Below are 22,549 nucleotides of genomic sequence, written 5' to 3'. Positions count from 1 at the left end.
ATTTTAATTGCGTATTATTTAATTGAAAACCATTTTAACTGAGAGTTATTTATGTTTGATACCTTAACAGAACGCTTATCGTCGAGCCTACGTAACATCGTCGGTACCGGGCAGTTGACCGAAGACAATATCAAAGATACGTTACGTGAAGTGCGTATGGCGTTGTTAGAAGCTGATGTGGCGTTGCCTGTCACTCGTGATTTTGTAAAACGCGTAAAAGAACAAGCGCTTGGTGCTGAGGTGCTAAAAGAGTTAGCGCCAGGTCAAGCGTTTGTAAAAATCGTACACGACGAGCTGACCGAAATGATGGGCAGCGCCAACCAACAGTTAGAGATGACAGGTAAACCGCCGGTTGTCTATTTGCTAGCAGGTCTACAAGGTGCAGGTAAAACGACTACAGCAGGTAAGTTGGCCAAATATCTACAAGAGCGTCAAAAGAAAAAAGTCATGCTAGTCTCTGCCGACGTCTACCGCCCAGCAGCTATCAAACAGCTGGAGCAAGTAGCCGGTCAAGTGAATGCTAAGTTTGTGAACTCAAGCACAGATGAGAATCCAATTGATATCGCAAAGCGTGCGATAGAAGAAGCCAAAATCCAATATCAAGATATTCTGATCATTGATACCGCTGGTCGTCTACATATCGACGATACCATGATGGATGAGATTAAGGCGCTAACTGCTGCGGTTAATCCATCTGAGACGCTATTCGTTGTCGATGCCATGACGGGTCAAGATGCCGCCAATACCGCAAAAGCCTTTAATGATGCGTTGCCGTTGACGGGTGTTATCTTAACTAAGACTGACGGTGATGCTCGCGGCGGTGCGGCGCTTTCTGTACGCGCTATCACCGGTAAGCCAATTAAGTTCTTGGGTCGCGGTGAAAAACTAGACGAGCTAGAGCTGTTCCACCCTGAGCGTATCGCGCAGCGTATCCTAGGTATGGGTGATGTACTGAGTCTGGTCGAAGAGGTTGAGCAGAAAATTGACCGTGATAAAGCCGAAAAAATGGCGAAAAAGATGCAAAAGGGCGGTGACTTCGACCTTGAGGATCTATTGACTCAGTTCCAGCAGATGAAGAGCATGGGCGGCATGGCAGGTTTCTTGGATAAGATGCCTGGTATGGGCGGATCAGATATGCAAAAAGCCGTCGAAGACGCCAAACCAGAAGAAAAAGTACGTGAAATGGAAGCATTGATTAATTCAATGACGCCGTTTGAGCGTAAAAATCCTGACAAGATTAACCCAAGTCGTAAGCGCCGAATCGCTGCAGGTTCAGGCCGTGAGATTCAAGATGTTAACCGTTTGCTCAAGCAACACAAGCAGATGGCAAAAATGATGAAAATGATCTCAAAGCCTGAAGGCATCAGTAAAATGATGAAGTCTATGCAAGGCCTCATGGGTGGCGGTAGTGCTGGCGGTGGCGGCGGTCCATTGTTTGGCGGCGGTCAGCAAGGTGGCGCTAAGGACGTGAATCCAGAACAAATGGCCAAGCAAATGGGACTGGATCCAAATAACATGCCAAGCACTGAAGAGATGCAAAAGCAAATGCAAGAAATGCAAAACCAAGCGCCAAAGAAGTTCAAAACCCGCTTTTAAATAACAATTAGTTATTTTTAAGATGTTTGATCAAAGCCCCGAAGCCAATGAAGCTTTGGGGCTTTTTATCGTTATCAGTTACAGATAAATACTGATGGATAAAGTGTGAAAAATATAGAAATTAATAAAATTCGTGTACCCTAAATGCTATGATATGCGCTGCTCTATTCTGTCAGTATTCTTATAGTGCATGAATGATAGATCGTTATGAAAAATTAGTAAAATCTGACAAATCAATTTAGAACGCCAAAAGTAAAAGCCGAGGTTGTGATGTTTTTAGCAATGGATACCGTGTTCGATCAGTGTTCGATCGCGATTTTAGATTCGAGTGGACAGGTACTATCGAGCCATACCGAAACAGGTAAGCGTCAGCAGACTCAACAGATTTTACCGATGATTGATGCTGCATTGTCTGAGGCGCAGTTACGTCTTGCTGATATACAGGCTTTAATATTCAATCGCGGGCCGGGTGCGTTTAGTGGTATTCGCATCAATACGGCAGTGGTACAGGCTCTGTCTGTAGCGCATGATTTGCCTTGTGTTGGCGTCTCAAGCCTGCAAGCAATCGCACAATGCGCGTATCAGAAATACGGGCTGACACACCTATACAGCGCCCTTGATGCTCGTATGCAGCAAGTCTACTTTGGACAGTATGAGTTGGTAACTGACGACCAATTAGGTCATAGCATTATGCAGCCAGTATTGGCTGATGGTAGCGATAGCACTGAGCAGCTATTTGATTATGATTGCCAAACCGCACTTAGCCTACCTATTGTGGGTAATGGCGCGCCGCTATTGGCACGATATGATCAGCAAGACTACCATGAAGATGTTTGGCCAGATGCTGTTGTCATTGGGCAGCTTGGTATTGCTCAGTTTGCAAACGATGGTGGTACAGAAGCGTCGCAGGCATTGCCAAAATATCTACGTAATCAAGCTTGGAAAACACTTAAAGAGCAAGGCAAAGCATAGCTTGATAAATATGCTTTTTGCAGCCAGCTTTTTAGTGTTTAGCAAGCGTATACCCATATAAAATCAACGTTAATATAGGACAGCCAATCGGTCTGTTTTTAGGCCAGTTTTTTCAGGCCAGTCTGTTTCTAGGAAAGTCACTGTGGATATAGTTTTATTCGTTCAAGCTGTCATCATGGGTATCGTTGAAGGTATCACTGAATTTTTACCCATCTCTAGTACGGGATATTTGATTTTATCAGCGGATGTGATGGGTTTCTGGACTAAAGAAAAGGTTGATTTATTTGTCGTGGTGGTACAGCTTGGCGCTATTTTGGCAGTGATTTATGACTATTGGGGTAGATTGTGGCAAGCACTGATGGGTTTGTTGACTGGCAAAGCAGAGGGCATGACCAATCCTAGACAGCTGGGGCTGAGTCTGATTGTCTCTACTATCCCTGTGATGATTGTTGGTTTTACCTTTGCCGATGAAATCAAAGCTTATTTGTTTAATCCTATCGTCGTTGCCATTATGCTCATCATCGGCGGTCTACTGATATTCTATGTGGAAAAGCGTCCTAAAACGGTCATTGCAGAAGAGGCAGAAGATGTCAGCATAAAAACTGCGTTGATGATTGGTCTGTTTCAATGTTTAGCTCTTATACCCGGGACGTCACGCTCAGGTGCCACTATTATTGGTGCGCTGTGGTTAGGTGTCTCACGTAAGGCTTCTGCTGAGTTTTCTTTCTTTTTGGGTATTCCTGTCATTGTAGGCGCGGCACTGTTGGATTTACTCAAACATGGTGACGTACTGAAGAGCAGTGAAGACTGGCTGGTGCTAGGTATCGGAACCATCGTGTCATTTGTAATAGCGCTACTCTGTATCCGCTTACTTGTGGCATGGGTAAGTCGCCGCGACTTTACTATTTTTGCTTGGCTGCGCATTATCACGGGTGTTATCGTGCTGGTCGCCGCTTGGGGCTTTGGTTATCAAATGGCTGGCTAGATTTGCGTTATGATTTAACACGCCAGTAATTTATAGTGAAAATAAGCAGCAAATAGGATGATGGTTATGACCGATGTGCCCCAAACGTATGACGAAACAGGTGCTGTTGTACATTGTCAGTTATTCTACGTCAATGACAGCCAGCAAGCACAGGTTGAGAGCCTACAGTCATTGATAGCTGAGCATACATTACCAATTATCTTAGATATAGAGGTCGCTACAGAGAAACTAACTCAAAAGTGCCGTCAGCAATTGAGCCAAGCATCTACTCAGCCTATTTTATTATTAGATGATAAAGACAAGCTATCATGGCTAAGTGATGGGCTCAGTGTGGCACCTGAGTGGGACAAGTTGCAGCGCCGTGTAGTGAGTGCTGGCCGTAAGTCTGAGTTGCTATTACAAGCGGCCAGAATCACATCAGATAGTCACGTTATTGATGCAACTGCTGGCTTTGGGCATGATAGTTTGATATTGGCAAGTACTGGTGCACAAGTTACTATGCTTGAGCAGCAGCCGTTGATGGCATTGCTGTTACTTGCAGAGCAGCAGCGTATGAGTGCGCTACCCAATTGGCAAAAGCTCATGAGCCGTCTACAGATTATTAACACTGATGCGCTCAGTTATTTTGCGAATTTAGAAGCCTGTACCGTTACAGATAATGCCACGGCAATCGATGTCGTCTATTTGGATCCGATGTTTCCAGAGGGTAGCTATCAAGATAGCAAAACAGGCAAAGGGGCAAAAGTCGGTAAGCATATGCAGGCACTGCACCATTTGGCTCGTCCACCAACATTAGATGAAGAGCGACAGCTGCTAAGTAGTGCACAGACCGTTGTCAAACAAAGTACGCAGGGCCAAGGTCGCGTGGTCGTAAAGCGTCCACAGTTTGCACCGCTGCTTGCTGATAAGCCAGCTAGTGAAAGCTGGCACAATGAAGCCGTGCGCTTTGATGGGTATTTTGTCTGATAGCTGCTGTTGATAATGAATGTACGAGTGTAAATGTACGCAATTAATCAGCTTATGTGGGCAGAATTAATGGATTTAGGAACAAGGAATGTCAGCGTTAATCATTTGGGTTATGGGTGCAATTCTATTGTTGATTAATATTATGCTGCGTACTCGCATTCTTCGGCTTGAGGCACGGTTAAAAGAGCTGAGCAATCCACAAGAGCAGCTGGTATTTTTACGTCAACAAGCAGCACAGAAAGACAAAGTCCCAGCGTTAAAAGCTTTGCGCAAGCAATATCCTGAGCTATCACTGATCGAAGCGAATAAATTATGGCAACAAATTCAGTAGCCAGACCATTAACTTAGTAATTAGTCTATTAAACCTCAGCAACTAGCCCCTTCAGAAATTAATTTAGTTGTTCTGAGCTAAGTGTATAAGCGCACATAAAAAGTATTCAAACAATGATAATAAAAAGCCATGACATTTAAAGACAAGCTACAAGCCTATATCCAGCTAACCCGTTTTGATAAGCCAGTCGGCATTGAGCTGCTCTTATGGCCAACGCTTTGGGGCGTACTACTCGCTGCAATGGGTCAAGCGCAGCAGCAAGGAATAACGGCAGCGTTGCCAAGTATCAAGGTATTTGCGATATTTGCCCTTGGTGCAATATTTATGCGAGCGGCTGGTTGTGCGATTAATGACTTTGCGGATCGCAAAGTAGATGGTCATGTAACTCGAACTAAAGGCCGCCCATTAGCAGATGGACGCTTATCTGGTAAAGAAGCTATCGCTGCATTTTTAGTACTGGTGCTGTTAAGTGCCAGTCTGCTATTTTTCCTGCCGATAGCTGTATTCTACTGGTCGCTTGGTGCCGTTGTATTGGCATTTATTTATCCATTTATGAAGCGCTATACCCATCTGCCGCAAGTATTTTTAGCAGCTGCTTTTGGGTGGGCAATACCGATGTCCTATGTGGCGGTGCAAGGTGCTCCCGATATTTGGTGTTGGCTGCTATTCCTAGCGTATATGTGTTGGACAGTGGCCTACGATACCCAGTACGCCATGGCTGACCGTGAGGATGACTTAAAAATTGGCGTGAAATCAACAGCGATACTATTCGGTCGTTATGATGTAATTATCATTTCAATATTGCAGATGCTATTTTTGCTAATGATGGGCGTGGTTATGTGGCATTACTTTGCTCCGACCACATTGGGCGTAACCCCAGTATTTGGATTGGCGCTTGTTGCGATGATGTTTGCCAAACAAAATAGCGCTTGTGCCAGTCGTAACCCTTTGGCTTGCTTTCAGGCGTTCTTGGCCAATATCTGGGTAGGGCGCTATGTCTTTGCTCTCATCGCAGTTACTTGCATATGGACGACGCTAAATGGATAAGTTCGATAAGTTGCCGAGATTCAAATCAAAGAAATCTTCTGATACAAATGGCTCAGGCGTAGACTATCAAGCTAAACTTGCCGAACATAGTCTGACTCGTGAGCAAGTTATCGCAACTGAGCGTAAACTGGCAAAATTTGCCAATACTATGGATTCACTAGTGCGAGTGCCTTTTACTAAGCAAGGAATGGGTGCGGATGCGGCGCTTTCGACCATTCCACTCGCAGGAGATTTGGCAGGATTGGCATTGACCAGTTATGCATTTATATTAGGACGTCAGTTAGGTGTGCCCGCTCATAAAATGACGCCAGCGGTTAGATTCGCACTTATTGATATGGTCGTTGGTATCGTACCTGGCATTGGTACGCTATTAGATATTTTTATTCGTCCTAGCCGTAAGACACTGGGTATCGTGCACGAGCATCTACATCATGAGTATGGTATTACCGAAACCATGCATATGGATCGACCGTTTTTACACCAGTCACTAGAAGACAAGCAGCAGCAAAGCCGCTTTGGGTTTTTTTGGCGTAATCCAATCGTTGCTTGGTTATATCTGCACATCCCTGACTTTCTTGGACTACTGGTCATTGTATTTGTCGGTTGGGGATTGTGGACAGTAATAAGCTGGTTGATCGGGATGTTTGGGCAATCGACTGGGTTTGGGTAAATACAATCACTCATCACTCATTAGACAGCTCAGTAGAGACAAGTCAGTACAGAGCAATACGCAGAAACGAAAAAGGCGGCAACGATAATAGCGTTTGCCGCCTTTTTTATGGTTTCAAATAGGGCATTGAAATAAAGGCCGCCTCAGACTTTATTCAGTGATGACTTCTGCTTCAGCACTGACGGCATCAAAGCTGGTGACTTTATTGTTTCGGATAAGGTCGATAGTACCGCCACCAGCATGACTGACGAGTTGGATACTACCGTCAGCTGATTGATAAGTAGGATTGTTGCCTTGGCCTTCTGGTGCGCTCAATGTCATTTTTGGCTGGTTGGGACGAGTAATGATAGCGTTAAGCATACCAGCTGCCGACGTCTCAAAGACTACGGACAAATTCTCACCTGCTGCACTTTTATAACGGACATCAGTGATTTGTGCGCCTTTGATAGCTTGTTCTGGATTAGGCTTTTCAGCGCTATCATTTGCCGTAGATGTAGTAACACCAAGATCTTTATCTAACTCCGTTAAGCTCATATCACGTTCTGAATCAGTATCGGTCTGCGCTACATTTTTAGCGTCATCTGCATTGCTATCTTCAGCTGCATCTACATTGATATTGGTCGTTACTGGCGTAGTTTGCGTTGAGGTCTCAGCTGTAGTTGTATCAATTGCTTCAGGTTCTGGATCTTTTTGACAAGCAGTCAGTAGCAACAGGCTCAAGAAAGTAGCAGGAGCCGTACGATAAAGCAGTTTAGGTCTTCGTAAGTTTAGTGTTTTTGAGAGAGAGTTATTCATAATCAGCTTTATCCGTTAATAGCGCTCTACGTAGATGTAGCAATTTGCAAGGGTCAACCTGCTATTTATTGACAGTATATTATTACGTATTTACCGTAATCACCAGCTTACGCTGTCCGCCATATTCTGGCAGGTCTCTATGCTCACATAAGTAAATACCTTGCCACATGCCTAGACCTAACTGACCATCGACAAGCGGTATAGTCAAGCTTACTCCAAGCATCATGCTTTTGAGATGCGCTGGCAAGTCGTCTGAGCCTTCTAAGGTATGGCGATACTCTGGCTGGTCTTCTGGTGCGATTTTATTGAGCCAATCATCTGTATCTAGTCTGACATCTGGATCAGCATTTTCATTGATCGCAAGACTGGCTGACGTATGCAGCAAAAATAGATGAACCAACCCTACCTTGGCAGAACGAGGTAGCAGCTGAGAAATCGCTTTTTCAACCTTCGGAGTAATGATATGAATGCCGCGCGCATAGGCAGGTAGAGTAAAGGTGGTTTGGTAATAGCTCATAGGGTATATCTCATTATTAGAGTCGACATCAAATTAAGATATCATAAGACAGTATGAACTATGGAAATCGTTGCTGTTATTTACACAAGAGCCATTTATTTATTCTTAAACAAGCGGCGTTTGTAAACGTGTACGATTGGGTGATAGGCGTGCGAGCATTGCCTCTGACAGTGGTGCAAATGACCCTAGCACCATATCTACTAACGCTTCAGCGCAAATAGGTGCCAATGCATAACCCTTTGCGCCCATCGCACTTATTGTCCATATCCGCTGACTGTTTGCCAATTGTCCAACGATAGGATGGTAATCAGGCGTTTGGGTGCGAATGCCAGCTCGTCCCTGCCACAGACTCGTATCCGCCGGAATAATAGATGCCATTTCAGGAATAGCAGTGATGAGCTTGTCTCGGCTAATTTGATGCTCTTCAGGACGTATGTCAGTACTTGTGTCATTGCGGATAAAACTCGCGCCGAGCAATAAATAGGGCCTATCAGCGACGACTGTATTTAACTCATCATCTCCAGTCTGCGCGTTGAACAGCGCACAGTAACCACTATATTTAAGCGGTATTTTAGGTAGCTTTGATAGTTGCTCCGTTGAGGGCGTAAACCAAGACAGCTGCCCACGAATTTTACGGCAATCAAAAATACGCTGATCCAATTGATGACTCTCAAAAGCCGCGCAAATGACGATATTATCAGCAGTCATAGTGACAGTATTACGGTTTTCATCGATACCTTCGATACGAACTTCCTGCTCAGTCTCGTTGATTTTATTCACTTCTAACTGCTGAAAGCGAATGAGTGGATGAGTTAGTATGATGTCTTTTAATGCTTGTGGATTGACTAAGCCAGACTGAGGTAAGTACAAGTTCTTTGATAAGTCCTGCTCTTTTAGGCCACTAGTAATCTGTGCTTGCTCATGCGATAGAGTGGTCGCCATCTCATCAGGATAGTTGGCAATTTGTTCTGTACCGATATTGGCTTTTATGAGTAAATCAAGGGCGCCAGTCAGTTCAAGTATCGGTGCTGTATGAAGCTGTACGGCTGTTTGATTAAGGTCTCGATATAGCCTGCTGCTATGGAGATAGCCTATGGTATGCAGATGCTCGTCAACATGGTGGATCGGCGTCATTTTGGGCGCAAGTAATGCTCTAGGATTGCCCGATGCACCTGCTAAGGGCGCTGATTTATCTAATAAAGTGACAGTAATACCACGATTGGCAAGCGACCAAGCTGTGAGCAACCCTGAGACACCTGCACCAATGACGACAGTGTGTTCAAATGTGCTATAAGTTGTTTCCTGCTTTGCATCGCGACCTTCATTAACACTATCAGTATCACCATTTTCTGCATTGGTAATAATGGCCGTTAGCATTTCTCGCTTTCGACCAAAACCTCTGACTTTTTTAATTTGAAAGCCATGTTGTTTTAGTCCGCGCTTGACGATACCTGCACAGCTATAAGTAGCGGCAGTCGTATGAGGGCGTGATAGGCGCTGCATTTGTGCAAAGATACTTTCAGCCCACAAGGTGCTGTTGCAAGAAGGCGCAAAACCATCTAAAAACCAAGCATCAATATAAGGTGTATGCTGGTTAGAATGGTCTAATGCCAGTTTGCTTAGACTTTCTGCAGCATCACCAAGCCACATATCGACGGTTAAGTTATCATGAGAAAAACTTAAACGATGACAGCCTGCAATTAGGGGCGGATATGCAGCCAAAAGTGGCTCAATAAATGCCATTAGCTCCGGTGCGCGCTGACCCCATAACGCAAGTATCTGCGTCAAATCCGCTAGCGGTATAGGGAACTTTTCAGTAGTAATAAAGTGCAGACGAGCCGTTGCTAATTGCGGATTGGTTTCACGCAGTTGTCGCCACAATTGCCACGTTGCTAGTAGATTAAGCCCAGTTCCGAAGCCTAGCTCAGCAATCGTAAAGCATTGCTTTGATGCCAGATATGCTAAACGCTCTGGTAACTGATTGTGCTCTAGAAACACGTGACGTGTCTCTGCCAAACCATCCGCATGAGAAAAATACACATCCCCAAACTCACCTGATACTGGCACCATATTGCCAGTATCATCCGTCTGCCAGTCAATCTTGGCAGGTATGATAACGTTTAAATGTTCAGGGTTTTGATGATTAGCGGTAGACATGAGGCATTTCTTAGGAATATCAGTAACGGTAGCTCAACGATCAGCAGTGACGGATCAATGATATCGACATTTGGTCAGACGCAGCGAAGCAGAATAATGCAAGTCAGTGCTAGCAAAGCTGACGCTACCAGCGTTCACGGCGGACAAATACTAACCACGAGACAAAAATGCCGACTAACAAGCTGATCAAAACGGTAAACGCACCATATAGAAATAACTGTCCTTTACTTTCGTAAACCAAGACATTTACTTGGGTCTGCAAGTCGTTCACTTGACGCTGTAGTTGTGCATTACGGCTAAGCAATTCTTGATTGGCAGCTGACAATGCTTTAGTAGATGGTTGTAACTGTGCCGCCAAGGTATCATTGATATCTAAAGCTGAGTTTTTCGTTGGCAAAGCGCGCGCCGCTACTGGCCCAGTCAGCGGCAGCACTGCTGTCGGATCGGTTGCATCGACAGCAGGTGTTATGGGCGCAGTAGGTGCAGCCTGCGCCGAAACGGCTGTCGCTAACATGAGACCAATCAGGGCACTTTTGTAGAAGCAGGTAGGTGAAAAAGAGACTCTCTGGATCACGATGCAGCTACTTGATTGTTGCTATCAGTTGGTGCTGGCAATGCTTGAACAAATGGTTTGATATCGACATGACTATACACGCCATCACGTAAGTAAGGCTCATCGTTTGCCCATGCTTGAGCCGCTTCGATAGAGTCAAAATCTGCAATGATTAAGCTGCCTGACATATCACTCTTGCCATGCTCGATAGGCGTTGGACCTGCGATAACGAGGCGTCCCTCTTGGTGCAGCGCTTTTAAGCGTTCAATATGTTCAGTACGAGTGATCAGACGTTGTGCACTGCTATTAGCTACGTCATGACCAATGATTGCAAATAAAGACATGAGACTTCCTTAGTGAATAATAAAAAAGTAATGGTGAGCTTAGTATAAACGTCATAGCAACAAAATTGTGATTGCTGCCATGACAAGGCAACAGAAACTATTTATTGGCTTTGTCTGTTAGGGCAGGGTTGAGATGCTTTTTCAACACGGCAAATTGAGCCACGACAAACACCAGCATAATCGGAATCCAGCCATAGGTCTTAAAGTTGATCCATGCTTCATCTGACATTGTGAACGCTGTGATATAATGTAGTACAGCCATTAGGGCAAAAAACAATGCCCAAGCAACGGTCAGCTTTTTCCAGCCGCTAAGCGTCAGGGTAAATACCTCTTTCATAGCAAGCTGCATCAATGGCTTATTAATAGCGGCACTGACGAATAGCGTCAACGCAAAAATACCATTGATAATGGGCGACTTCCAACGCAAATAAATATCATCACGCAGCAGTAATGTGCCGCCGCAGAATAAAATCGTTAATAATAAGACAACCCATTGCTGCTTATCAAACTTACCCTTTTGACGAATAAAATGAATGGCGTAAACAATAATAGTGGCGACGAGCAAAGCCCCTGCCGCTGCTAAAATACCGTTATAACGCGCCGCGATAAAAAAGGCAATTAAGGGAATAAAGTCTAATAATGCTTTCATAGCAAAGGGTATGTCCAACAAAAACGTATGGGGTAGTTTACACGTCTACTGCACCAAAAAAAAGCAATCAACACGATAATCATGCGATATACGCGACCTACAGAGTAATACTTTCTTATTGCGCTTGATGACTATGCCACTGGCCAAATATAAACACAAATACAGCACCGATAACTGCTAAATCTACAGAATCATCAAGACAAACTACAACGCACATAATCGTAATAATGATTATCTGCTCACTAGCTTTTATTCTACTCTTATTTTATTTAACATTTTAAGGCTCAGCTTATGAAAATCGACTTACATTGCCACAGTACTTGTTCAGATGGTACCTATGCACCGACTGAGGTCATACAACGTGCTCATTCAGCGGGCATCAATGTATTGGCGTTGACTGACCATGACACGCTGGCAGGGATTGACGAGGCGAGAGACGCTGCCAGTGCCTGCGATATGCAAATTATTAATGGCGTTGAAATCAGCTGTGAACATACATTAAGCGGTGGTTACGGAAAGAATAAGTCTACCAATAAAATTATTCATGTACTTGGACTGGACTTTACTGATCGCGAAAAAATGCACGCAACGCTGCAGCAACTGCAAGACAGTCGGGCCACTCGTGGTCAGCGTATCGCCGAAAAATTGAGTGAGCTATTGAATATTAATTATGATGAGCTATGGCAGGCAGTGCTCGATAAAGCAGGCGGTAACCCTCAAGCAGTCGGCCGCGCCCATATTGGACAGGTATTGTTTGAGCGCGGTGAAGTCAAAACCGTTCAAAAAGCCTTTGATAAGTACCTAGCAGATAATAAACCTGCCTATGTAGCAATCGAGGCGTTGACGATGCAGCATGGTATCGAGCTGATTCATGCTTGCGGCGGCAAAGCGGTGCTCGCACATCCCACGCGATATCAACTATCAGCGACACGCGTGCGTAAACTGATCGAAGAGTTTGCGCAGCTTGGCGGGGATGCTTGTGAACTACCAGCCACTAGTGAGCCAATTAGTACCCGCAGAATGGTCGACCGTAGTCTTGCTGAGCATGGTCTTGCGGCATCTATAGGTAGTGATTTCCATGGTAGTAACATGCCTTGGCGACGTTTGGGCGATGTTCCTACTTTAAATGATGATCAGCAAGGGGTTTGGGAGTCTTTTGCAACGCTTGCTTAGTGAGTAGGATTTAACTTTTTACAGTTACTTCTAATAAGGTTATTTCTAATGAGGTTACTTCCAATAGTGATAGGGCCTTATTTATCATGATTAATAAGGCCAAAAAGGGGTACATAAACACAATTACATTCATAGAGAAATTATTGGGAAATAAATGCGTAAAACAGATTGATAATTCAGGTATAAATTGCCACACTGAATAGACCTTAATTGTGGCTCACGGCTCACTATTTTTTAACTCTATAAATTTGACTATCTGCGGTAGTGCATTATGGCTGTATATAAGTTCTATCTAGGCCACAGAGAGCTTTCTAAGGCTGTTTTTGAGTGGGAGGCTGCTGATAGGACGGCTCTACTAGCAGCATTTATGATGATGGAGGTTTTTTCACATTGGTTATGGTGCTTATTTGTATGGTATCGCCGCGATACTTATAGTGTTTACATTGATATCAACCTGCTCTATCTAGTATGGATTAGCGTGTCTATAGTTGTTGTTTTTTTGCTATGGATGTCCAGTCGTTTTTCGCCAGTTAGAAGCATCAGTAGCAATCTGAACATATGGCAAGCTTTGCTCATCACTATTTATAGTGTCTATATTACTTTTATTGTCACCATATTAGGGCATAGTAGTCTTGTAACGGGTGTATCACTAGTAGGTGGTGCTATGCTAGGAATGATGCTCGTTAATCGGAATTATGTTTGGCGAGCATTTATAGGGCAAATTATAGCGATCTTAGCAGTATCGCTGCTTCCTCATTTTGGTATTACGATACCCAATCTACGCCAACTTACAGCCACCACGCTTCCTCCTAGTATTCATAGTTATATGACTTATAGTGATATGACTATCATCAAAAATGAGGCGTTGACCTGGGAGGGTCTTAATCACCTGCGTCAATCTTCCAACCTTTTGTGGCGCTCTACCCATATTTATATGTCGCTACCAAAAGCTATTTTTATCATTTATATGTTTCGTATTTTGTTAGTGTCATTAGATGACAGTAGGAGAGAAACCCTACGACATGCCAATCAAGATGAGTTGACCCAGCTGAAAAACCGCCGTTATGGTCTGAAAAAAATGAAGTATGCTTTGGCTACTGTGCGAGAATATCAAGACTTAAGCGTCATGCTGTTAGATTTAGATTGGTTCAAACAGATCAACGATAATTATGGTCACGACGTAGGTGATCAGGTTCTGATTGAAATATCGCAGACGCTAGCGCAGTCGTTAACAGATGAGTCAATTATCAGTCGTTACGGCGGCGAAGAGTTTTTAATTGTACTACCAGACACGAAGCATGATAGTGCTATGATGATTGCCGAGCAACTACGCCTCAACATTGCTGAGCATGTCATGAAGATTGAAGGTCTGGCTGATTTTAATGTGACAGCGAGCTTTGGGCTATATACCTTAACTCATGAAGAGCGAGATTGTATTGTCCAAGGGTATGAAAAGATTACGCAGCAAAAGACCGTTGCTCGAACGTCACCTCTTATCAAGCCGATTGCTACTCAGCGCGCGGAAAGCCAAATTGCCTCAATACAAAAGCTGCCTAGTGATATTTGCCAGCGTTTGATTAGTACAGCAGATAAAGCCTTGTATGAGGCCAAGCACCGTGGTCGTAATCAAGTTGTCAGTGCAAATGAAATGTGGGCCGAAAAAAAAGGCGGTAAGCAATCGCTTTACAAAAGCCGTTAGCCGCTAATCAACAACCATACCGATAACACTGTGTAAGTGTTATCGGTATGGTTGATATTCTATTGATTATTCCAATTTAGAGACCAGTTTCATTTATTCATCCATCCAATCAAGATATCAACTGCTGTACCAAGCTTGCGAGCACACTTGTGGCAAAGCTACCCGTAGTCAAAGTAAAGTTTAATACCAGTGTTTGATCGTCCGACCACTCCCAACTTAACGCCTCAATCGGTAGACGTAGCGCTCGTCTTTGCGCCTTAATATCGTGCTGCTCTAATCCAGTTGCTAGTTGCATGAGTAGGGGGCTGTGTTGTACTACCGTGGACTCTGAATCTGCAGCGCTACCAGTGACTTTATCGTTACCCGTGCCCCATAGCACAGCAGTTGGATGAATATCGCCACTGTCAATACGAGCATGCAACGTATCATCTAGTGTCTCACTAGTGAATATCGATCCTGAACCATCTAAATTGAACACTTCACCTGCTAGGCCAGTGTTCCAACTGCCATTACGCACTCGCGCTGCCAATATCTCATTAAATATCAAGCTACGTGCAGCAGACAATTCCATCGTATTTTGCTCGCGCGGGGCACGCTTACGTTTGCTCTTTTTTGGTTGCGGGCGAGGCTCTCGCGGTGGACGAGCAAACAGTGATAAAGCTTCTCTGACGTTGTTACCCTGACGGCCAAAACGCTGTGGACCAAAATAATTGGGTACACCGTTTTTGCCAATGCGCGTTAGATGCTGCTCGACGGCCTCTTTTGCAGATAGTGGTTGCTCGGGTAATGCGTCATTTTCGCCATTTTCGTCACTAGCGCTCGCAAACTGGATATCACGTAAAGTAATAACAAACTGATTGGCACGGTGCGTACCGCGATTGAGCTTTTTATTGTGCCAGTGCTGCGCAAGGATAGTGACAGTCTCATTTTCGCCGATGTCCACTGGTGCAAACTCAGTAGGCGGTAATTGCTTCTTTGGTATACGCAAACTGAACCATTGGGTCGTCAACGCATGACGATCCTTCAGCCCTGAGTAGCCAACATCACGCAATGGAATGTCTGCCCACTCTGACAGTAGTTTCGCCAGATAAGCAGTATTCATGCCTGATTTTTCGATATGCAACCATAAATGCTCACCTTCACCAGTGAAGTCTAATGGCAATAGCTCATTAACGATAAAATCAGTCGCATTGGCTTTATAAGTCGCTTGCTGTATCGGCTGCAAACTTGGCTGAGGCAAATTAGCAGTATCTGTAATAGTGGCAATATCAATATGAGCTAGGTCAATTTGCTCACTAGCTGTTCGTTCATTAGCGTTTTGAGCAACAGCTATTGGATCAATAGCTACTGGATCAAGAGTAGCAGCTTGGCTATCTAAACTATCTTGAGAAATAGTTATTTCGTTTTGGTTGTCTTGAGAAGTCATAAGGTCGTCTTTTATTTTGTTTATTAATAATGATTAGAAGTAAAAGGAGTGCGGAAAGCAAAGTCGCATAATTACGTTTTGCAACGCAGCAAACATACAAAAAAACATCGTGTGCGAGGCGCTCTTGCTACTATCAATGCATAGCATATTAAAAATAATAGGATAAGTTGAATTTGTCTGGTTGGTTACGGTCATTTTCAACCTGCTGTCATTAGACATCATTATAACTGTTAAGGAAGCATTATGACCGACGCAACGAACAACACAGTCACCATCAGCAAAGCGGATATCCCAAGCGGTGGCATGAAATCATATAAGCAAGAAGACGATAGTATCATTTTAATCACTCGCGATGACGATGAGTTCCGCGCATTCGATGGTAAGTGCCCACATGCGGGCGCAGATTTGGGTGATGGATTACGCTGTGGTAATCGGGTAGTTTGTCCTTGGCATCATGCAACTTTTGATAGTCGCGATGGCTCACTATTAGAGCCGATAGCGACTAAAGGCTTGACCCAGTACGAACTGACTCATGATGGTGATAATCTGACAATTGATACCTCAACTCAGGTAACGGGGCAGGTCGAAAGTGATAAATTGACTGACACTCATACTATTATCGTTGGTGGGGGCGGTGCAGGATTTATGACAGCCGACCAGTTGCGTCAGGGTGGTTATGGCGGCAAGATTACGTTGATTAGTAAGGATGATAAAGCTCCTTACAACCGACCTTTATTATCCAAAGCGTTTTTGGCAGGCAAGATGGACGAGGATAAGCTGCTATTGGGTGGTGCTGACTGGGCGGGTAATAACAATATTGAGTTACGCCTCAACCAAACGGTTAGCGAAGTGCTACCCAATGAAGCGACCATCGTCATCGAAGATGATGATGGCAACAGTGAGCGACAAACCGCAGACTTCTTGGTCGTCGCCACTGGTGCTAAACCAAACTTACCACCTATTACAGGTGCTGAGATGGATGGCGTATATACACTACGTAGCATGAGTGATGCCAAACTCATTAAAGCGGCCAGTCATGACCAGCGTGTGGTGATCATTGGTACAGGTTTCATCGGTATGGAAACCGCGTCGGCGTTAGCACAAGCAGGCACGACAGCTTCTATCACAGTGATTGGGCAAAGTAGCCGTGTGATGGGCAATATTGTCTCTGAAACGGTGAGTAACGCCTTAATTAAATTACATGAAGAGAAAGGCATTAACTTTGTGTTTGATGCAACTGTCAATGAAATTACTAAGGTTGACCGTCAAGTGGATAAGGATGGAAATAACAATAACCAAGCTTTTTCAAATGTAGGCGGTGTCACGCTGGCGAATGGCGAGCATATTGATGCTGATATCGTGATATTGGGTACTGGCGTGTCTCCACGTACAGAGATATTGAGCGAAGTTAACGATCCAGATGGTGTACAAGTCGATGCGCATCTACAGCTGCGCGATGGCGTCTATGCGCTAGGTGATATTGCAAAAGCTAGCAACCAAATGGGTCGCATGCGTATTGAGCATTGGCGCGTAGCATTGCAGCATGGCATGGTCACGGCAGCTGCAATCCTAAATGATGACAGTGTCGATTCACTGGAAGCGCGTATTCCTTTCTTTTGGACCATGCAATATGGCAAGAGCCTACGCTATAGCGGTCATGCCGCGACACCAGATTACAATATCCTATTTGGTACGCCAGATACGCATGATTATATAGAATACTACTTCGATGATGAAGGCGAGGATACACGGGCTAGTGCAGCAAGTACGCTTGGACGTGATAAAGAGCTGGTTGCCTTTTCTGAGCTATTACGCCGTGGTCATGCACCGACGCGCGCGCAGCTTAATGCAGGGCTCAATATTATTGAGCAAGCGCATGCATTATCGCCCTAGTACTGTAGACTGATAAGTATTAGTATCTGGGCATGTCATCAATTAGCACATGAATACATTTAGTGGTCTTAAAATGGCTAAATTTTACTAAACATCTTCAGAAATCTTGCAAGTATATTCATATTAACGGCAATTTCTTCCTCGTTTATCTACAATTTTTCTCATTTTAAGCTGCACAATCTAAGTGATGACATACCCCTAGACTGGCTTAGTGATCTAAGTCAGTTTTTTTATAGTTAAATCTATATAGATCTGCTACATCGTCATCCTTGTTAAGTATACTAATGTATCACTTGCACTCGGTTTTCTTGTATCGAAATTATTTAAATGCAACTATCTATAGACGGAAAAGGAAAAATTATAATATGAGCGAAAATAATATAAATAACAGCAATATAAAAACAGACCACTTTAATAAAGAGTCGGTATTTTTGCGTGAAGCGACATTAGAGGATATTGGCGCACTTGAGCAGTTATTGAACTGCTGCTATCGAGAGACAGCAGGTTGGACTAATGAGGCCGATTTGATCGGTGGTATCAGGACCACATCAGCGGAGCTTGCTGCTGTAATCAATGATCCTAATCACTATTACTTTGTTTATCCAAAAACCACAACGGGCGATCGTGATGGAGACGAAACGGGTGAAATACTTGGCTGTATCGCTGTCGATATCAAAACCGATGCTGACTCAAATAAAAAAGCTTATATCGGTATGTTTGCGGTGCATCCTGTGCTACAAGGGAAGGGTGTTGGTAATGTAATACTACAAGCGGCTGAGACCTTTGCTGATCGCCACTTACAATCACTGAATCAGCCGAGTCGTCTGACCATGTCTATCTTAAGTCATCGTCCTGAGCTTTTAGCTTACTATCAGCGCCGTGGTTATCAGTTCAACGGTAACAAAATGCCGTTTCCAAATGATGGCAATAATGGCGAGCCAAAGCGTGATGATTTAGAGCTATTAGAACTAGAAAAAGTCGTTAACTAATCAAGTTGGCCTAGTAAAAAACACTAAAAAATATTCTATCTCGCTCAACCCCAAAAATGTCCAAAGGTCATAAATAGTCCAATACTCAGCAGCATAAATGCCACAATAATTAAGCGTTTGAACCAGTTAAATGCTGGCAAGCGCGTGGCATTATCATCCGACATTAGGTAAGCGAACAAAAACAATAGGCTTGCTGCTAATGTCATTATCCCAAGCCCAATCGGTAATATAAATAAGTACACTTGCCACACAGTCATCTCTCAACGGTCAGTATTAATCGCATCATAACAGCATCGGGATTGCGCTGTCAGTATGCCTTGCTTTAAATTTCTTAATGCAAATAATAATTAGAAAGTATAGTAGTCACCAGTGCGATATAAAAGTTATAAGACGTTTTAGGTATACGAAGATATATGCTTACGTCATGACTGACAATAAAAAAGGACGCTCAAACGGCATCCTTTTTTATAATAGCTAAGACTAAGAGAAACGTTAAACAGTGAGCTTAACGCATCGTCACAAACTCTTCCGAACCAGTTGGATGGATGGCAACGGTATTGTCAAAGTCAGCCTTGGTCGCGCCCATTTTGATAGCGACTGCAAAGCCCTGAATCATCTCATCGACGCCAAAACCAATACCATGTAGGCCAATGACTTTTTCTTCATCGCCTAAGCATACTAGCTTCATGGTGCATTTTTGACGATGCTGAGTGACCGCGCTATACATATCGGTAAAGCTTGAGGTATAACATTTGATGTTTTCTTTGCCGTAGCGTTCCACCGCGTCGATTTCAGATAGTCCAATCGTACCGATAGCCGGATGGGTAAAAATCACGGTCGGTATCAACGTATAGTCTAGATGTTCATTTGGCTTATTGTTAAACAGACGCTCAGATAAGCGGCGACCAGCAGCAATCGCTACGGGCGTTAAATCTACGCTGTTCTCGATAATATCGCCAACTGCATAAATACCATCGACATTGGTATTTTGGAACTGATCGACTTTGATTTTACCAGTCTCAGTCGTCGCAACCCCTGTCACTTGCAGATTGATACCGTCTGTCGATGGCGCGCGACCAATCGCCCATATCAAGCAATCGACAGTATCGATACAGTCTTCACCGCCATCGTTGGTGGTCAAATCCAGGCTGTCATCGTCATTTTTATTGACTTCACTGATCACCGTATTGGTGTGTAATTTAATGCCAGCTTGTTCCATTTCTATCAGCAAAGTCTCTACGATAGTATGGTCAAACGTACGTAGTGGCGAGTGTTTGCGCACATACAAATGCACATCGGCACCCAGACTGTTTAACACGCCTGCGATCTCGACAGCGATATAGCCAGCACCTACAATCGCCACGCGTTTTGGCAAATGGTTTAAGGCAAAGAAACCATCAGAGTCGATGCCGTATTCTGCACCTTTGATATCTGGCTGAATAGGATGACCGCCCGTAGCAATCAAAATGTGATCAGCGGTAATCAGCTCGCCATTCACTTCTACGGTATTGGTATCGACAAACTTGGCAAAGCCTTTGATCACTTCGACGCCGTTTTTTGCCAAGTTATTGTCATAAGCGCGGTGAATGTTTTCGATGTATTGTTGACGGCTCTGTACCAGCTTTTGAAAGTCAAAACCTTTTAACTCAACATCAAAACCATAATCTGGTGCATATTTGTGGATAGCTTCAGCCACTTGGGCGCCATACCACATTACTTTTTTGGGAACGCAGCCCAAATTCACACAAGTGCCGCCCAATTGATTGGCTTCGATAATAGCGCATTTTTTACCGTAGCTGGCTGCACGGTTGAGTGAGGCGATGCCGCCGCTACCGCCGCCAATAGAGATATAGTCATAATGTTTGGTCATAATACGGTCTCTTTATTAAGTTGTTATTGGTGCTGTTTCTGACTCTACTGTAATGGGTCTTATCGTCCATCTTACAAGTTTTTTATGGTTAGCGTATGTTGAATCGCTTGACTATAAACGGTGGTTGGTTAAGAAATGCCTAGCATTTAGATATTTAAATCCCCTCAAACCCACTTATACAATAGGACGACGTCTATAAAATAACAACCCCGGAATGGACAAGCCAAGCACCAATCCTGAGGTCACAAACAGCGCTTCAAACAAATACACCATCATTTGGCTAAATAACTCATCTGAAAAGCCAAAATAGCCAATCTGCACCATACTGACCATCGCTTTATAGGCGGCGATACCAGGCATCATACAAATGACGCTAGGCGAGATGAGCGCTTTGGGCGGTAGAGTATATTTCTTAGAAAAATACACACCCAAAAAGCTGGCAAGCATCGCGCCAAAAAAGCTAGCAACCACGATATGAATGTGTTGATAAACAAGTGCTGTTTTTAATCCAAAGCCAAATGCGGTCATCAGCAAACACGGCAAGATATAGCGTTTGGGTACGCTAAACATCAGCGTCCAACCAAGGGTGATGATACAAGACAGTATGACGGTTTCAATAAACCACATCTTAAAACCCCCAGTGCTGTATGCGAAGTAAAACTAATGCCATCACGATACCGACGCACGCGGATAAGGTAAGCATATAGGTAAAGACCGCACGCCCAACGCCAATATTGACATAGCCTTTTAAGATATCGGACAAAGAGTTAATCAAAGGAAAGCTGGGCACCAATAGCAGTACGCTGGAAGCTACAGCGATATCGGCATTATTACCAATATCAAAATAGTAGGTCGTCGCCCCAATTAGTGAGGCAATAAAAGCGGTCACAATGACCGTGATAAAAGGGTTAAAGTGGTGTTTGGACAAATAGATCCGAGTAAACATCGCTACCATGCCAGCGATGAATGTCACCGCCGTAATCGACCAACTACCACCATTCAAATAAGCAAAAGCCGCACAAGATGCACCCACAAATAGACTGACGAGCCACGTTGGATATACGGTCTTATCCAACTCATCAAAGTCAAGGGTAGTGCGGTCAATCAAGTCATTATGATCGACAGTGGCTTCGGTTTTATTGACGATTTGCTGGATTTGTACCAACAGATTGACGTTGATGCTCTGATTGATCGTGTCTCTGGTAGTAGTGATACAGCGCTCGTCACAGATAGTCGTCAAGGTAATGGCGTTAAAGTTCAGCGAACATTCGACGCTGTTCATCCCTAAGGCAAGCCCCAAGCGTTTGGACAAGTCCACCACCACGGCAGACTCAGCGCCATACTGCATAAGGAGTAATCCGCAGCGCACGCATAGTCGGGTAATGCGCTGCTGCTTTACGTAGCTGATAGAGGTCATGGGTGAGATACGCGTGTTGGTTGGTATTGATACGCTATTATAAAGGGTCTGAATGGTGATGCGCAGACATTATCGGATATTATATTTGATGCTACTATAAAGTATAAATCTTTTTGGCAAGGAGCATAAAATGCATATCGCTATTTTGACGCTGATGTTTTCATTGCCCGGTTGTGGCTCACTAAAAGAAAAGCGCCAATGCATGGGCGGCTTGCACGCGCGCTTTGGCAATACGCCAAGTGTCGCGGTCTGTGAGAGCGGCGGCCGCGATCGGCATGATGCCAGTGAATGGACGTTTGTGATCGTTGGACTATCTAAACGTGAGGTCGAGTCGCAATGTAGTCAAATTGAGGAAAAGCTAGAACGTACGGTAGATGCAAGGGTAATGAATGTTGAGAGGGAGTTTGTTTAGGTTGGGCTTTTTGGGGAGAGAATCCTGCTTCTCGCTCATATCTTGGTTGCCTGCTAGAGCGGTGACTAATAACCAGTGGCGTTCCTAT

Annotated in this window: 23 protein-coding genes; 12 read left to right on the top strand and 11 right to left on the bottom strand. The window is 44.1% G+C overall.

The genetic code is table 11. The annotated features are described in order from the left end of the window. Positions 1 to 51: 51 nt before the first annotated feature. The 7 genes from ffh (at position 52) to AK824_RS10530 (ending at position 6,567) form a co-directional block, all read left to right on the top strand. Entirely contained in the window at positions 52 to 1,596 is a 1,545-nt protein-coding gene (gene ffh / locus AK824_RS10560) for a signal recognition particle protein (RefSeq protein WP_057761369.1), read from the top strand. A 270-nt stretch (positions 1,597 to 1,866) separates the two neighbouring features. Beyond that, the gene (gene tsaB / locus AK824_RS10555; protein ID WP_057761367.1) at positions 1,867 to 2,568 is read left to right on the top strand and encodes a tRNA (adenosine(37)-N6)-threonylcarbamoyltransferase complex dimerization subunit type 1 TsaB; all 702 of its coding nucleotides are present in this window, start codon (positions 1,867 to 1,869) and stop codon (positions 2,566 to 2,568) included. 142 nt (positions 2,569 to 2,710) lie between these two features. Continuing rightward, positions 2,711 to 3,553: an undecaprenyl-diphosphate phosphatase gene (locus AK824_RS10550; RefSeq protein ID WP_057761366.1), complete on the top strand. Its 843-nt coding sequence runs from the start codon at positions 2,711 to 2,713 to the stop codon at positions 3,551 to 3,553. A gap of 66 nt (positions 3,554 to 3,619) precedes the next feature. Next, the gene (locus AK824_RS10545; protein ID WP_057761364.1) at positions 3,620 to 4,519 is read left to right on the top strand and encodes a class I SAM-dependent methyltransferase; all 900 of its coding nucleotides are present in this window, start codon (positions 3,620 to 3,622) and stop codon (positions 4,517 to 4,519) included. Between the two features lie 88 nt (positions 4,520 to 4,607). Beyond that, positions 4,608 to 4,850 (top strand): hypothetical protein, encoded by a 243-nt coding sequence (locus AK824_RS10540; RefSeq protein ID WP_057761362.1) that lies wholly within the window; start codon positions 4,608 to 4,610, stop codon positions 4,848 to 4,850. Positions 4,851 to 4,979: 129 nt separating this feature from the next. Next, positions 4,980 to 5,897: a 4-hydroxybenzoate octaprenyltransferase gene (ubiA, locus tag AK824_RS10535; protein ID WP_057761360.1), complete on the top strand. Its 918-nt coding sequence runs from the start codon at positions 4,980 to 4,982 to the stop codon at positions 5,895 to 5,897. After that, positions 5,890 to 6,567, top strand: a complete 678-nt coding sequence (locus AK824_RS10530; RefSeq protein ID WP_057761358.1) for a DUF4112 domain-containing protein — start codon at positions 5,890 to 5,892, stop codon at positions 6,565 to 6,567. The genes ubiA and AK824_RS10530 overlap by 8 nt, the downstream gene beginning before the upstream one ends. Before the next feature lie 150 nt (positions 6,568 to 6,717). On the opposite strand, the gene AK824_RS10525 is transcribed toward AK824_RS10530, so the two are convergent. The 6 genes from AK824_RS10525 to ispZ all read right to left on the bottom strand — a co-directional run bounded on the left by AK824_RS10525 (position 6,718) and on the right by ispZ (position 11,582). Further along, positions 6,718 to 7,362: a hypothetical protein gene (locus AK824_RS10525; RefSeq protein WP_057761357.1), complete on the bottom strand. Its 645-nt coding sequence runs from the start codon at positions 7,360 to 7,362 to the stop codon at positions 6,718 to 6,720. A gap of 82 nt (positions 7,363 to 7,444) precedes the next feature. Then, positions 7,445 to 7,879: a secondary thiamine-phosphate synthase enzyme YjbQ gene (locus AK824_RS10520; protein ID WP_057761356.1), complete on the bottom strand. Its 435-nt coding sequence runs from the start codon at positions 7,877 to 7,879 to the stop codon at positions 7,445 to 7,447. A gap of 105 nt (positions 7,880 to 7,984) precedes the next feature. After that, positions 7,985 to 10,036: a tRNA (5-methylaminomethyl-2-thiouridine)(34)-methyltransferase MnmC2 gene (gene mnmD, locus AK824_RS10515; protein ID WP_057761355.1), complete on the bottom strand. Its 2,052-nt coding sequence runs from the start codon at positions 10,034 to 10,036 to the stop codon at positions 7,985 to 7,987. Between the two features lie 124 nt (positions 10,037 to 10,160). Beyond that, on the bottom strand, positions 10,161 to 10,550 hold the full coding sequence (locus AK824_RS10510; RefSeq protein ID WP_156410711.1) for an SH3 domain-containing protein: 390 nt from the start codon (positions 10,548 to 10,550) through the stop codon (positions 10,161 to 10,163). A gap of 56 nt (positions 10,551 to 10,606) precedes the next feature. Then, the gene (locus AK824_RS10505; protein WP_057761353.1) at positions 10,607 to 10,933 is read right to left on the bottom strand and encodes a YciI family protein; all 327 of its coding nucleotides are present in this window, start codon (positions 10,931 to 10,933) and stop codon (positions 10,607 to 10,609) included. 97 nt (positions 10,934 to 11,030) lie between these two features. Then, on the bottom strand, positions 11,031 to 11,582 hold the full coding sequence (gene ispZ / locus AK824_RS10500) for a septation protein IspZ (RefSeq protein WP_057761351.1): 552 nt from the start codon (positions 11,580 to 11,582) through the stop codon (positions 11,031 to 11,033). Between the two features lie 291 nt (positions 11,583 to 11,873). On the opposite strand from ispZ, the gene AK824_RS10495 reads away from it, so the two are divergent. Together AK824_RS10495 and AK824_RS10490 are read left to right on the top strand one after the other, a co-directional pair. Further along, on the top strand, positions 11,874 to 12,755 hold the full coding sequence (locus AK824_RS10495) for a PHP domain-containing protein (protein ID WP_057761349.1): 882 nt from the start codon (positions 11,874 to 11,876) through the stop codon (positions 12,753 to 12,755). A gap of 271 nt (positions 12,756 to 13,026) precedes the next feature. Next, complete coding sequence (locus tag AK824_RS10490) at positions 13,027 to 14,454, top strand: GGDEF domain-containing protein (protein WP_082624634.1); 1,428 nt, start codon at positions 13,027 to 13,029, stop codon at positions 14,452 to 14,454. 109 nt (positions 14,455 to 14,563) lie between these two features. On the opposite strand, the gene truD is transcribed toward AK824_RS10490, so the two are convergent. Next, positions 14,564 to 15,880: a tRNA pseudouridine(13) synthase TruD gene (gene truD / locus AK824_RS10485; RefSeq protein WP_082624633.1), complete on the bottom strand. Its 1,317-nt coding sequence runs from the start codon at positions 15,878 to 15,880 to the stop codon at positions 14,564 to 14,566. Positions 15,881 to 16,123: 243 nt separating this feature from the next. On the opposite strand from truD, the gene AK824_RS10480 reads away from it, so the two are divergent. After that, positions 16,124 to 17,773, top strand: coding sequence for an FAD-dependent oxidoreductase (locus tag AK824_RS10480; RefSeq protein WP_057761347.1), 1,650 nt, complete (start codon positions 16,124 to 16,126; stop codon positions 17,771 to 17,773). Positions 17,774 to 18,138: 365 nt separating this feature from the next. Then, on the top strand, positions 18,139 to 18,762 hold the full coding sequence (locus tag AK824_RS10475; RefSeq protein WP_057761345.1) for a GNAT family N-acetyltransferase: 624 nt from the start codon (positions 18,139 to 18,141) through the stop codon (positions 18,760 to 18,762). Between the two features lie 44 nt (positions 18,763 to 18,806). On the opposite strand, the gene AK824_RS10470 is transcribed toward AK824_RS10475, so the two are convergent. The 4 genes from AK824_RS10470 to AK824_RS10455 all read right to left on the bottom strand — a co-directional run bounded on the left by AK824_RS10470 (position 18,807) and on the right by AK824_RS10455 (position 22,049). Further along, the gene (locus tag AK824_RS10470) at positions 18,807 to 18,968 is read right to left on the bottom strand and encodes a hypothetical protein (protein ID WP_227511163.1); all 162 of its coding nucleotides are present in this window, start codon (positions 18,966 to 18,968) and stop codon (positions 18,807 to 18,809) included. 299 nt (positions 18,969 to 19,267) lie between these two features. After that, positions 19,268 to 20,632: a glutathione-disulfide reductase gene (gene gorA, locus AK824_RS10465; protein WP_057761341.1), complete on the bottom strand. Its 1,365-nt coding sequence runs from the start codon at positions 20,630 to 20,632 to the stop codon at positions 19,268 to 19,270. A 174-nt stretch (positions 20,633 to 20,806) separates the two neighbouring features. Continuing rightward, positions 20,807 to 21,259, bottom strand: coding sequence for a threonine/serine exporter family protein (locus tag AK824_RS10460; protein WP_057761340.1), 453 nt, complete (start codon positions 21,257 to 21,259; stop codon positions 20,807 to 20,809). A gap of 1 nt (position 21,260) precedes the next feature. Beyond that, complete coding sequence (locus tag AK824_RS10455; protein WP_057761338.1) at positions 21,261 to 22,049, bottom strand: threonine/serine exporter family protein; 789 nt, start codon at positions 22,047 to 22,049, stop codon at positions 21,261 to 21,263. Between the two features lie 130 nt (positions 22,050 to 22,179). On the opposite strand from AK824_RS10455, the gene AK824_RS10450 reads away from it, so the two are divergent. Further along, the gene (locus tag AK824_RS10450) at positions 22,180 to 22,461 is read left to right on the top strand and encodes a DUF503 domain-containing protein (protein WP_057761335.1); all 282 of its coding nucleotides are present in this window, start codon (positions 22,180 to 22,182) and stop codon (positions 22,459 to 22,461) included. Positions 22,462 to 22,549 lie beyond the last annotated feature (88 nt).

Source organism: Psychrobacter sp. P11G3 (genome assembly GCF_001435845.1).
GTDB lineage: Bacteria > Pseudomonadota > Gammaproteobacteria > Pseudomonadales > Moraxellaceae > Psychrobacter.
This window is presented reverse-complemented; position numbering and strand designations above follow the sequence as displayed.

Excerpts from the sequence above, each read along its gene's own strand:
- ffh (WP_057761369.1), top strand. The coding sequence starts at position 52 with ATGTTTGATACCTTAACAGAACGCTTATCGTCGAGCCTACGTAACATC.
- tsaB (WP_057761367.1), top strand. The coding sequence starts at position 1,867 with ATGTTTTTAGCAATGGATACCGTGTTCGATCAGTGTTCGATCGCGATT.
- AK824_RS10545 (WP_057761364.1), top strand. The coding sequence starts at position 3,620 with ATGACCGATGTGCCCCAAACGTATGACGAAACAGGTGCTGTTGTACAT.
- AK824_RS10540 (WP_057761362.1), top strand. The coding sequence starts at position 4,608 with ATGTCAGCGTTAATCATTTGGGTTATGGGTGCAATTCTATTGTTGATT.
- ubiA (WP_057761360.1), top strand. The coding sequence starts at position 4,980 with ATGACATTTAAAGACAAGCTACAAGCCTATATCCAGCTAACCCGTTTT.
- AK824_RS10530 (WP_057761358.1), top strand. The coding sequence starts at position 5,890 with ATGGATAAGTTCGATAAGTTGCCGAGATTCAAATCAAAGAAATCTTCT.
- AK824_RS10525 (WP_057761357.1), bottom strand. The coding sequence starts at position 7,362 with ATGAATAACTCTCTCTCAAAAACACTAAACTTACGAAGACCTAAACTG.
- AK824_RS10520 (WP_057761356.1), bottom strand. The coding sequence starts at position 7,879 with ATGAGCTATTACCAAACCACCTTTACTCTACCTGCCTATGCGCGCGGC.
- mnmD (WP_057761355.1), bottom strand. The coding sequence starts at position 10,036 with ATGTCTACCGCTAATCATCAAAACCCTGAACATTTAAACGTTATCATA.
- AK824_RS10510 (WP_156410711.1), bottom strand. The coding sequence starts at position 10,550 with ATGTTAGCGACAGCCGTTTCGGCGCAGGCTGCACCTACTGCGCCCATA.
- AK824_RS10505 (WP_057761353.1), bottom strand. The coding sequence starts at position 10,933 with ATGTCTTTATTTGCAATCATTGGTCATGACGTAGCTAATAGCAGTGCA.
- ispZ (WP_057761351.1), bottom strand. The coding sequence starts at position 11,582 with ATGAAAGCATTATTAGACTTTATTCCCTTAATTGCCTTTTTTATCGCG.
- AK824_RS10495 (WP_057761349.1), top strand. The coding sequence starts at position 11,874 with ATGAAAATCGACTTACATTGCCACAGTACTTGTTCAGATGGTACCTAT.
- AK824_RS10490 (WP_082624634.1), top strand. The coding sequence starts at position 13,027 with ATGGCTGTATATAAGTTCTATCTAGGCCACAGAGAGCTTTCTAAGGCT.
- truD (WP_082624633.1), bottom strand. The coding sequence starts at position 15,880 with ATGACTTCTCAAGACAACCAAAACGAAATAACTATTTCTCAAGATAGT.
- AK824_RS10480 (WP_057761347.1), top strand. The coding sequence starts at position 16,124 with ATGACCGACGCAACGAACAACACAGTCACCATCAGCAAAGCGGATATC.
- AK824_RS10475 (WP_057761345.1), top strand. The coding sequence starts at position 18,139 with ATGAGCGAAAATAATATAAATAACAGCAATATAAAAACAGACCACTTT.
- AK824_RS10470 (WP_227511163.1), bottom strand. The coding sequence starts at position 18,968 with ATGACATTAGCAGCAAGCCTATTGTTTTTGTTCGCTTACCTAATGTCG.
- gorA (WP_057761341.1), bottom strand. The coding sequence starts at position 20,632 with ATGACCAAACATTATGACTATATCTCTATTGGCGGCGGTAGCGGCGGC.
- AK824_RS10460 (WP_057761340.1), bottom strand. The coding sequence starts at position 21,259 with ATGTGGTTTATTGAAACCGTCATACTGTCTTGTATCATCACCCTTGGT.
- AK824_RS10455 (WP_057761338.1), bottom strand. The coding sequence starts at position 22,049 with ATGACCTCTATCAGCTACGTAAAGCAGCAGCGCATTACCCGACTATGC.
- AK824_RS10450 (WP_057761335.1), top strand. The coding sequence starts at position 22,180 with ATGCATATCGCTATTTTGACGCTGATGTTTTCATTGCCCGGTTGTGGC.